This is a genomic window from Microcystis sp. M015S2 (assembly GCF_020245945.1).
In the GTDB taxonomy this organism is placed as follows: domain Bacteria; phylum Cyanobacteriota; class Cyanobacteriia; order Cyanobacteriales; family Microcystaceae; genus Microcystis.
Window position 1 is genome coordinate 1 of record NZ_JADBTX010000093.1, and the last position, 8,940, is coordinate 8,940.

Annotated in this window: 10 protein-coding genes; 6 read left to right on the forward strand and 4 right to left on the reverse strand. The window is 43.7% G+C overall.

Annotated features, from left to right (window positions below; genetic code table 11):
• Window positions 1-91 precede the first annotated feature (91 nt).
• The 6 genes from IM473_RS16605 to IM473_RS16630 all read left to right on the forward strand — a co-directional run bounded on the left by IM473_RS16605 (window position 92) and on the right by IM473_RS16630 (window position 5,127).
• The gene (locus tag IM473_RS16605; protein WP_287660256.1) at window positions 92-568 is read left to right on the forward strand and encodes a hypothetical protein; all 477 of its coding nucleotides are present in this window, start codon (window positions 92-94) and stop codon (window positions 566-568) included.
• Between the two features lie 45 nt (window positions 569-613).
• On the forward strand, window positions 614-811 hold the full coding sequence (locus tag IM473_RS16610) for a hypothetical protein (protein ID WP_287660247.1): 198 nt from the start codon (window positions 614-616) through the stop codon (window positions 809-811).
• Between the two features lie 46 nt (window positions 812-857).
• Window positions 858-1,193, forward strand: a complete 336-nt coding sequence (locus tag IM473_RS16615; protein ID WP_287660248.1) for a hypothetical protein — start codon at window positions 858-860, stop codon at window positions 1,191-1,193.
• 496 nt (window positions 1,194-1,689) lie between these two features.
• Window positions 1,690-1,845, forward strand: coding sequence for a hypothetical protein (locus IM473_RS16620; RefSeq protein WP_287660249.1), 156 nt, complete (start codon window positions 1,690-1,692; stop codon window positions 1,843-1,845).
• A gap of 60 nt (window positions 1,846-1,905) precedes the next feature.
• On the forward strand, window positions 1,906-2,154 hold the full coding sequence (locus IM473_RS16625) for a hypothetical protein (RefSeq protein WP_287660250.1): 249 nt from the start codon (window positions 1,906-1,908) through the stop codon (window positions 2,152-2,154).
• Window positions 2,155-2,166: 12 nt separating this feature from the next.
• Entirely contained in the window at window positions 2,167-5,127 is a 2,961-nt protein-coding gene (locus tag IM473_RS16630) for a DUF3987 domain-containing protein (RefSeq protein ID WP_287660251.1), read from the forward strand.
• 802 nt (window positions 5,128-5,929) lie between these two features.
• Here the strand turns inward: IM473_RS16630 and IM473_RS16635 are convergent.
• The 4 genes from IM473_RS16635 to IM473_RS16650 form a co-directional block, all read right to left on the reverse strand.
• The gene (locus IM473_RS16635) at window positions 5,930-6,805 is read right to left on the reverse strand and encodes a DNA-binding protein (protein ID WP_287660252.1); all 876 of its coding nucleotides are present in this window, start codon (window positions 6,803-6,805) and stop codon (window positions 5,930-5,932) included.
• A 202-nt stretch (window positions 6,806-7,007) separates the two neighbouring features.
• Complete coding sequence (locus IM473_RS16640) at window positions 7,008-7,967, reverse strand: tyrosine-type recombinase/integrase (RefSeq protein ID WP_287660253.1); 960 nt, start codon at window positions 7,965-7,967, stop codon at window positions 7,008-7,010.
• Window positions 7,968-8,037: 70 nt separating this feature from the next.
• On the reverse strand, window positions 8,038-8,322 hold the full coding sequence (locus IM473_RS16645) for a hypothetical protein (RefSeq protein WP_287660254.1): 285 nt from the start codon (window positions 8,320-8,322) through the stop codon (window positions 8,038-8,040).
• A gap of 12 nt (window positions 8,323-8,334) precedes the next feature.
• The gene (locus IM473_RS16650) at window positions 8,335-8,658 is read right to left on the reverse strand and encodes a hypothetical protein (RefSeq protein ID WP_287660255.1); all 324 of its coding nucleotides are present in this window, start codon (window positions 8,656-8,658) and stop codon (window positions 8,335-8,337) included.
• Between the last annotated feature and the right edge of the window lie 282 nt (window positions 8,659-8,940).

Sequence of the window (8,940 nt, forward strand, 5' to 3'; positions counted from 1 at the left end):
CGGATAATATATACATATAAATCAAAAGCGACCGCTACCGAGTACAAATCAAACAGCGATCGCCTATCATCCAAAAAAGGATATCTCTATTATGAAGCTAATCTCAGCAATTGCACTAGACAGACCTCGCGAAGTTTCGACACGCTTCGGCCAAAGATTAGTGATCGACTGCATGGCGCGTGACACCGGTGAGAAAATCACACTATGGCGCGGGGCTGACGATGATTATAGCCGTCGCTATGTCATTAAAAATTCTCCGATAACCGTGGGGGTTGACTCAAAAGGCAAGTTTTCGCTAATCGAAAATGAAGCGTTAACCAATCTCGGAAAACCCTTGCCAGTGGAACCGGTTCCGGTGAAACCCGCTCACACCTATAGTATTCCCCCTCAATCTGATCCCAATTTTTCCCCCGATAAAAAAGCCGAAATGGCCGAATATGTAGCCAATTTGGCCAGCCTTTATCAGCATTGCCAAGACAAGGCCGAAAACATAGCGCTCACCCCGGATGATGCCCGCGCGATAGGGACTACCCTATTCATCCAAACCGTTAAGCATTTTAATCTTTAATCAGTAACCGGGGGATTAAATTCCCCCTTATTAGGAGGAAAAAAGATGACAAAACTTAAAGAATTTACTGGAATCCTTCGCATTGAATTGGAAGTAACCTTGCCCGCTTCTAGTAAAAAAGAAGCCTTAGAATTGCTTGAAAATATCTACCCGAGTATCACTTTAAGCTATGGGGATGAAATGCCCAATCTGCTTGATTGGCGAGATAATATCGACTATGCAGATTGGGAATTAGAGCATTAATCAGTTATCAGTTATCAGGAAACAATCAATATTTAGGAGGTTAAAAATGGCAACAAAAGAACAGTATTATAAGCTTTTTAGAAGCACCCCTAAACCCACTGACCCGGACACTTTAGCGGTTCTAAAATATTTTGGGGACGATGACAAATATTTTTTTATTAATAGCATTGATGGTCGTTCTTTTTTGGGTCAAGCGGCGCACTTTATGAGAGAATTAGCCCTAGAAAATGATGGGGATTTAGCGGTTATTTTATCCAAAGCACGCGAAACCTTAGAGCCTTTAATGCCCTCAAATATTGCCGATTGTGATAACGTTGATTGGCACTGGATAGGTCTTAATTTTTTGTGGGGGGAAATATTCGATGAGGTTGCGGATTGGTAGATTTAAGCTATGATAAAATCGCACAGGAAACTAATTTAAATAGAGGCAAAAATGGAAATCACAGCATCATTAAAACTGTTTATTGTAGTGACAATTGAGGCAGATTCATTCCACGAGGGAACCCGAAAATTTGGATCGCTGTACCCAAAAATCGAATTCGAAAACAAAGGAAAAGAAGGGGGAATCAAAATAATCTCTCACAACTGTGACAATATCGAACCTAACTGGGAGGTACAATCCTACTATAAAGGATGGGATTAGTTTTTTCTTAGATTAGAGATTCTCCCAGTAAGTGAGAATTACTGGGAGAATCTGAAAATTTAGCGTTATCAACCCGATTGAAAAATTAAGATTGTGACTTAAAACCCTTGCTGTGATTGGGTTTTGAGGTTTTGGGGGTTGTGATTTTGTGAATTTCACAAAAGTTTTGTGCTTGAGTAGTACAGATTATTTATTATGCGTGTTATTCTAATAGATGGAGATAAAAGATAAAAACATGGCAACCAACAAACCAGCGCCGGGAAATACAATTTTAATCGCTCAAGTGCCGGTAAGGATGAAGCAAGAAATTCTCAATCGTGCCAATAAGCAAGGGGCAACCGCCTCTCATATATTGAGAGAATTACTCACAAAATCACTAGAAACCGCCTAAAAACAACCACTCCCGAAGCTTCGCAGGCTAGGGAGCGGTTCCAAAATATTTTCTAATACCATGAATCTTACCAGAAAAATATCATTAAAGTCAAGAGTTTCCCCCAAAAATCCCTACAATGCCACGGGATTAAGCGGTAACATCATTACCAGCCCAATAGAAGCTTTACTAAGCACAATAACGGTTAATTTTGGCAAAATAAGCCAAAATGACGCGAATTTTGCGGCACGGGTAAGGTTACTCACGGCACAAAAAACCCAAAAAGCCGCAGCTAGTAGAAATAGCTGCGGCTTTACCCTTTGTAATTAAAAGGAATATGTCATGTACAACTACCACGACTATAGCAAAACCAGTGAAAAAAGTCTAGCCCGGGCCTCGAAAAATAATCCTTGCCCTCACTGCGGAAAAACGGACTGGTGTTACTCGATAGGCGATTTATCGGTATGCAAGCGAGATCACGAACCCGCGCCGGGATGGGAAAAAACCAGTAAGTGCGATGGTGAGGGTAGCTTCTATTACGCGCCGGCCAAACCAGAACCATGGGTAAAACCGTTACGTCCGATCAAGACTACTCACTACAATTATCCTGATCGACTTGGTAATCCCCTAGTAAGGGTAACGAGAAAAGATACCGGCAACGGCGAAAAAACCATTTATCAGGAGCGTTGGGACGGTAAACAGTGGATAAAAGGGTTAGGCGAAATTAAACGGGAAAATATCCCGATTTACCGTTACAAGGAAGTTAGGCAAGCGATCGCACGCGGTGAAACTATTTTCATAGTTGAGGGGGAAGGAAAAGTCGATCTTCTTTGGTCACTGGGATTACCCGCGACTTGCAACATAGCCGGATCAGGTAAGTGGCGGCCGTCCGATAGCAAAGACTTGGAAGGGGCCACGATAATTTTATGCCCTGATCGGGATGTTCCCGGCATTAAGCACATGGAATCTATCTTTCAAGACTTCCCTAATGCCCAATGGCTCTACTGTTTCCCAAATTCCCCCCTATGGCATCATCTCCCTGATTCCAAAGGGGCCGATCTGAAAGATTGGATAGATGAAGGGGCCGGCAAAGAAGATATTATCAATGCAATTGGTGAGAAAAAGACCCTTAACCAGCAAAAAACAGAAAAAACCAGTAATTTAGTCACTCATCCCAAATTTACGCCTAAACCGCTAGAAACCATAGAGGAAACAATCGATAATCTGATCAGTCAGGGTGTTATCGGTTCACGGCTAAAAATCGAGTTAACTTCGATTGCCAAACAATATGGAATATCGGATCAGAGGATCAATGAAATCTATAAAGAAAGGGTTGAGGAAAATGACCGCGACCTTGACAAGGATGACCTTTTTAGCGACCTCGACAATATCTTAAAAGCCGATAGCCAAAGGCTTGACCTTAGCAAAATACTCCCTGAGAAATTAGCCGCAGCCATTGGGCATCATGCCCGGTTAACAGGATTGAGGGGTGAGGCCTATTTAACTGCGCTTCTTACCGGGCTATCGTCAACCCTTCACCCGGACACAGCCTTAAGCCTTTACCCCCAGACCGACTGGAAGGTTCCCGCTAATCTCTATAGTGCGATCGTTGCTCTCTCAGGAGAGGGTAAATCAATCATAGGCCGCGCCATGATTACCGATCCTCTCAAGGCTTTAAATGAACGGGATGATCAGGATTATGAATCAAAACTCGGTGAGTATAAAGCCACGCTTGCTGATTACGAGATAGCCAAAAAATCAAAAAATACCGACTCATTCCCCGATGGCCCCCCCTCGAAACCTACCCGGCGGATCCGCTACTTTAGCGGGGGAACCGGTGAGGGCATATCTCGCTATGCAGCGAGTAACCCTGACAAAGGGATGCTTCTCTATAAGGATGAGTTGGCCGGCCTCTTTAAGAGTGCTAACCAGTACCGGGGCGGCCGTGGGTCCGATAGCGAGGATATCCTTGAATACTACGATGGAACCCCCCCAATCACCCTGCGGGCAGATCCCGATAAAACGGTAGTTTGTCGAAAAATTCTTTTAAGTATTTACGGCACGATACAGCCCCGGGTGCTAGAGAAACTACTAGGGGACAAGGAAGACCATAGCGGTCAATGGGCGCGGTTTATTTTTTGTCAGCTTCCCCCCTCTAGCCTTGATCTTGATATTGACGCGGCTTATCCTAATCTCACCCCAATGCTGACAGACCTCTATCGGCAATTTGACCGCCTACCCGTGGCTACTTATGATCTATCACGCCCGGCACGGGTAAGATTTCTGCAAGCCGCTAACAGACTTAAATTATTAGCTGATGGCGAACAGCGCCCGGCTATGAGAAATGTACTCATAAAAGCCCGTGGCTTAATCGGACGGTTAGCACTCAATTTACACCTACTCAATTCTCTATTTAACGGTATTACACCATCGATAGAGATTGGTAAAGAAATTGTTAACGCGGCGATCGAACTGGCAAGCTTTTTTATGAACCAAGTAAGGGGGATGTATGGGAAGCTATCGGACGATTTACCTTCCCAGTATGCGCGGCTGCTATCTGTAGCTGGTGATTGGATAACCCCAAATAACGCAAGGAAAAAGGCTTTTTCGGGAAAAACTAAGACAGAATACCCGTCGAACCGGATAGCTGAAATATTCAAGGAATTAAGCGACAAGGGTTACGGGGAAACCCGATTAACCACCCGTGGCTCGATCGAATTCCGAGTATTAAAGGGGGATAACCTTATCCCCCCAGCGAAACCCTTACCAGATAAGGATTCTGAGATTAAAGGGGATAAAGGGGGGATAAAGGGGGATAACCTTATCCCCCCAACAGAACCCTTACCTAGTAAGGATTACAGCCTAAAGGGGGATAAAGGGGATAAAAAAAATCATTTTACTTCTGAGAATCTATCCCCTCTCACCGATATTTCAGATAAGGAATTATCCCCCCTCACTGAAAAATCAAAAGGGGATAATACCCTATCCCCTTTATCCCCTTTATCCCCCCAAGTTAATGAAACTCAATCACAGCAAGACTTTGCAAGGGGGGATAAATTAAAATCCCCCCTATCCCCCCTATCCCCTTTATCCCCCCAAGACTCCGATCACCCACCGGGTGGCACTGACAACCTCAAGCCCGATGACTACTGCTTTTATAAAGGAAGTCCCCATACCGTTTTCAGCGTTGATGGTGATGCAATCACCATAAAAAACCTTGATCGAATGTTAATCACAGTTCCCCTGGCTGACATTCGGCTAGACACTCCGGGACCTGCCCGAAAGACAAAGGAAAAAACCTAATAGTTATGGGGATTACTAAAAAGTAATCCCCATAACCCAATAACCCCTAACAACCCAATCAAACGCTATGGACTTTAACAATCTCGAAAAAGAATTTGATCTCATCCTCGAAAAACCTTTGTGGATGAGGCCTATCATGCTAAGTGAATTAGCAAAAAGACTAAAAATACCTCAATCTAGTATTAAGGAAGCGTTCGATAATTTTTGGAGCCAAAGAATCAGGGAAAATCAGAAAAATAAGGGATAATCCCCCTTTTTATTGGTAATCACCCAGAATTACCCTGATACACCAAAAATAAACCCAAAAAAGCAGGGCCCGGCACTTTATCGCCTAATAGCCCAAAAAATCACGATAATCCCTTGTATAGGTCATTTTTGTCCTTTAAAAGGCGGTACATTTTTCTTGATTTTAATCGTTCATTTTTGGGCATTATAGGCGATAATCTCGATAAAATAGCCAAATACTCACCATTAAAGACTGTGACTGCCATTCCCAACGGTTATCCTTAATTCTGTCCCTTTTTGGTTAAAATCACCATAATTGAGGGGTTCCACTGTTGGGGAATCGATTTAATAATAAAAGAAAACCCAATAAAACCAGAAAATAACTAATAGGAATATGGCAAAAAAAACAGAGAAATCTTAAATCGCTGTGGTGAAACTCCTACAGGGTAAGGGTTTTAAGGGTTTTAAGGGTTTCGACACTTTAAATGTTTGACCTTAAACGCTAACCCCTACCCATTGGAAAAATGCCCTAATATCCCCATTTTTGGGCGTTTTTCCTGTGAGAAGTGATTCAAAGCTAATCGGGTAAAACCGCTTGATACTCGTAAGGGTCGCCCTTGCTGCCGCGCCGCGTCCGTTTAGGCCAGTGTTCTCTTTTTGCCTTTTTCCTTAACCCTTCTTTGGTTTCAGGCCAACCGGGATAATGGCAGTCCAGTAAGTCTTTGACCGTGTACCACGGTTTATCCCCTATGGTCACAGCCTCACCCGGTTCTGTGTCAATTGAGTCACTGTCACCCCGGACAGTCTCGATCGCGTCCGTTACTGGTTCAATAGATGAGTCTGTAGAAACTGTCTCAACTGTTGGCAAGGTTTCGATCGCGTCCGTTCCCAGTGGTGACGGTGGTGAGGGTGAAACTTCCGGGGTCACGGTTTCGATCGCCGGTCGGTCCGGCGGGGAAGGGGGAAGGGGGGAAGTTGCGATCGAGCATTCGCGCTCTCTTTTTAGTAGATATTCCATATCGTCATTTTTTTGGCTATCCGTGTCTATACTGCCTATCTGTTGTCTATCCTGTTGACTATCTAACTGCATAGCGAGAGCATTTAGCCGATGCTCTAGGCTAGTGATTTTGTTTGATAATCCTTGATCACAATCGTTTAGGCGGTCACTAAAAGCCTCTATCCAATCATTAAGCTTTTTGCTTATTTGGCCTACTCGTTCGTCTATTTTTTGAGTATCCGTCTCTAATTTGTCTAGTCGATTAGTGTCTATCTGATTGTCTAGTCGGTTCCCCTTGCCAGTGACTAGCTTAATGTCTAGCGTACCGGATAGGCATCCTGAGATAAAATCGTATAGAAGCGAGGCTGTATCTGTGTTTTGAGCCTTAGCCAATTGATTAAAAGCGTCTCTCTTTTCCCTTTCTATCCTGATTGTGATTAATTTGTCGCGTGCCATAGTTGTCTATCCGTTGTCTATCCGTCTATTCATAGAATAGCCAATTGTCTAGTTATTGTCTAGCCAAGGTGGACACTTTGAGAATTGGCACTCAATCTAAAGAATTAGCACTTAATTAAATCCCAATGCCAATGATGAATCACCCCTAAACCTTTTTTCCGTGGGTTTTAGGGGTGATTTTGAAGGGGTGTTTTTTTGGGTGTTAAACCAGACCATCCAGTAAGTCAGTGACCTCCCCCTGATGGTTTTTCCGATTGTCATCGTAGATCAGCAAGGTATTTAGGGAACTGTGACGGGATAACTTCTGGACCCTTCTCACATCCCCACCCGTAGCCTCTAATGCGGCCGTGATCGCACTGTGTCTGATTCTATGGGGGGACATAACCTTAGTTATTCCCGCGGACTGACAGCGTTCTTTAACCACAGTGTAGATAGCTTGAGGGCATAGCCTACCGTCCCGGTAACCAGCATTCACAGAACAAAACAAGGCTTTATCGGGGTTAGTTTCCCCCCTTACCTCTAGCCATGCCTCGATCGCATTGACCGTAGCCTTGCCAAGAGAGATAATTTCTGACTGATTCCCCCTTCCCTTCCCAAAAATTCTCAGGGTTTTAGCTACCGGGTCAAAGTCAGCGATCGAAGCCTTGCTGACTTCCGATCTTCGTAGGGCATTACTCCATAAAAGGATTAGGAGTGCATAGTCACGGATACCCTTTAATGTTCCCCGGTCAATCCCCCCTAACACTCGCTTAAACGTCTCGGAATCAACCCCGGAAGTGTCACGGTATGATGACAATTTTTCCCCTTTAACAGACTCAAGCATAAAATCGGAATGACCGCAATTGTAAGCATACGCGACTAAACTCTTAATAGCAGCTAGTCTTCTATTGATTGTGGCCGATTTTAAGCCTTTTTGGATTAAATCCCCTTTATAGCGACTGACTAGGGCATAAGCCTTATGGCGATCGAGCGTTAGAAACTTCCCCAATTCCGTCCCAATGTCTGAGAGAAAATTATCAATATCCTTTTGGTACACCCGGCGGGTATGAGGTGAGCGCTTAGTAGCTAACCAGTCAGATAGAACCCGCTCCCAATCGGTAATAAGGGGAACCGGGGATAAGTGAGAAAGTCGAGAATTTAGTAGTACAAGGTTGTCGATCATCTTGCGAAAAGGGTAATTATCAACACATTAAGTTTTGTTAAGAACCCGTAGGGGATACGGGTTAATGGTTTTAGGGGTTAGGGGGGTGATCGCTTCTGTTTTCGTTAATCTGTCTGATGATTTCAATCATTTGAGCGTGTCGATCATCCATTCTCTCTAGATGCCGGTAAAAATCGGCTTGAGTCTCATAAAAATCTGATTGTGCGCTTGCTATTCGAGCTAGATAATCGTAAAGCCCTCTTTTCTCCTGTTTTCGTTCCTCGCGGTCACTAGCAACGGCATCAGCTAGGGCTTGAATAGCGCGAGCGTTCGATTCCACTATTCTCTCGATCCGCTCTAATCTGTCTTCTGACATTTTTGTAAACTCCTATTTTTTCGTTGATGCGATCTCTCTTACCAATTCGGCCCGAAGGGAAGTGATCGCCGCGTTCATTTTGGCTTCGATCGCGTCATCGATTTTTTCCGATAGCTTATCGGCTAAATTCCCCCCATTCGATTGGGGTAGGGAGTCCGGGGCGTGAACTGCTAACCCTGTTTTTAATAAGTCGATGATGGTACTGCTGATCTGCACTTTCCCACTTATATGATGTATCGGCTGCCCATTTTCTTCTGCTAATTTCTCAATAGCCTGATAAATTGCGATCGGACACCGGAAATCTACCCGGACAACGTTATCGTTAATTTTAGGCATAAATAACTATATCAGATATATTATCGGGTTTACTTCATACTATCACTAACTCCGATAAATATCCTATTAAATTATCTGATAGTATTACCGTTCATTTATCAGATAGTTTAATCCTATAGGTATTGCAATCTGATAGAGTATCGGATAATATATACATATAAATCAAAAGCGACCGCTACCGAGTACAAATCAAACAGCGATCGCCTATCATCCAAAAAAGGATATCTCTATTATGAAGCTAATCTCAGCAATTGCACTAGACAGACCTCGCGAAGTTTCGAC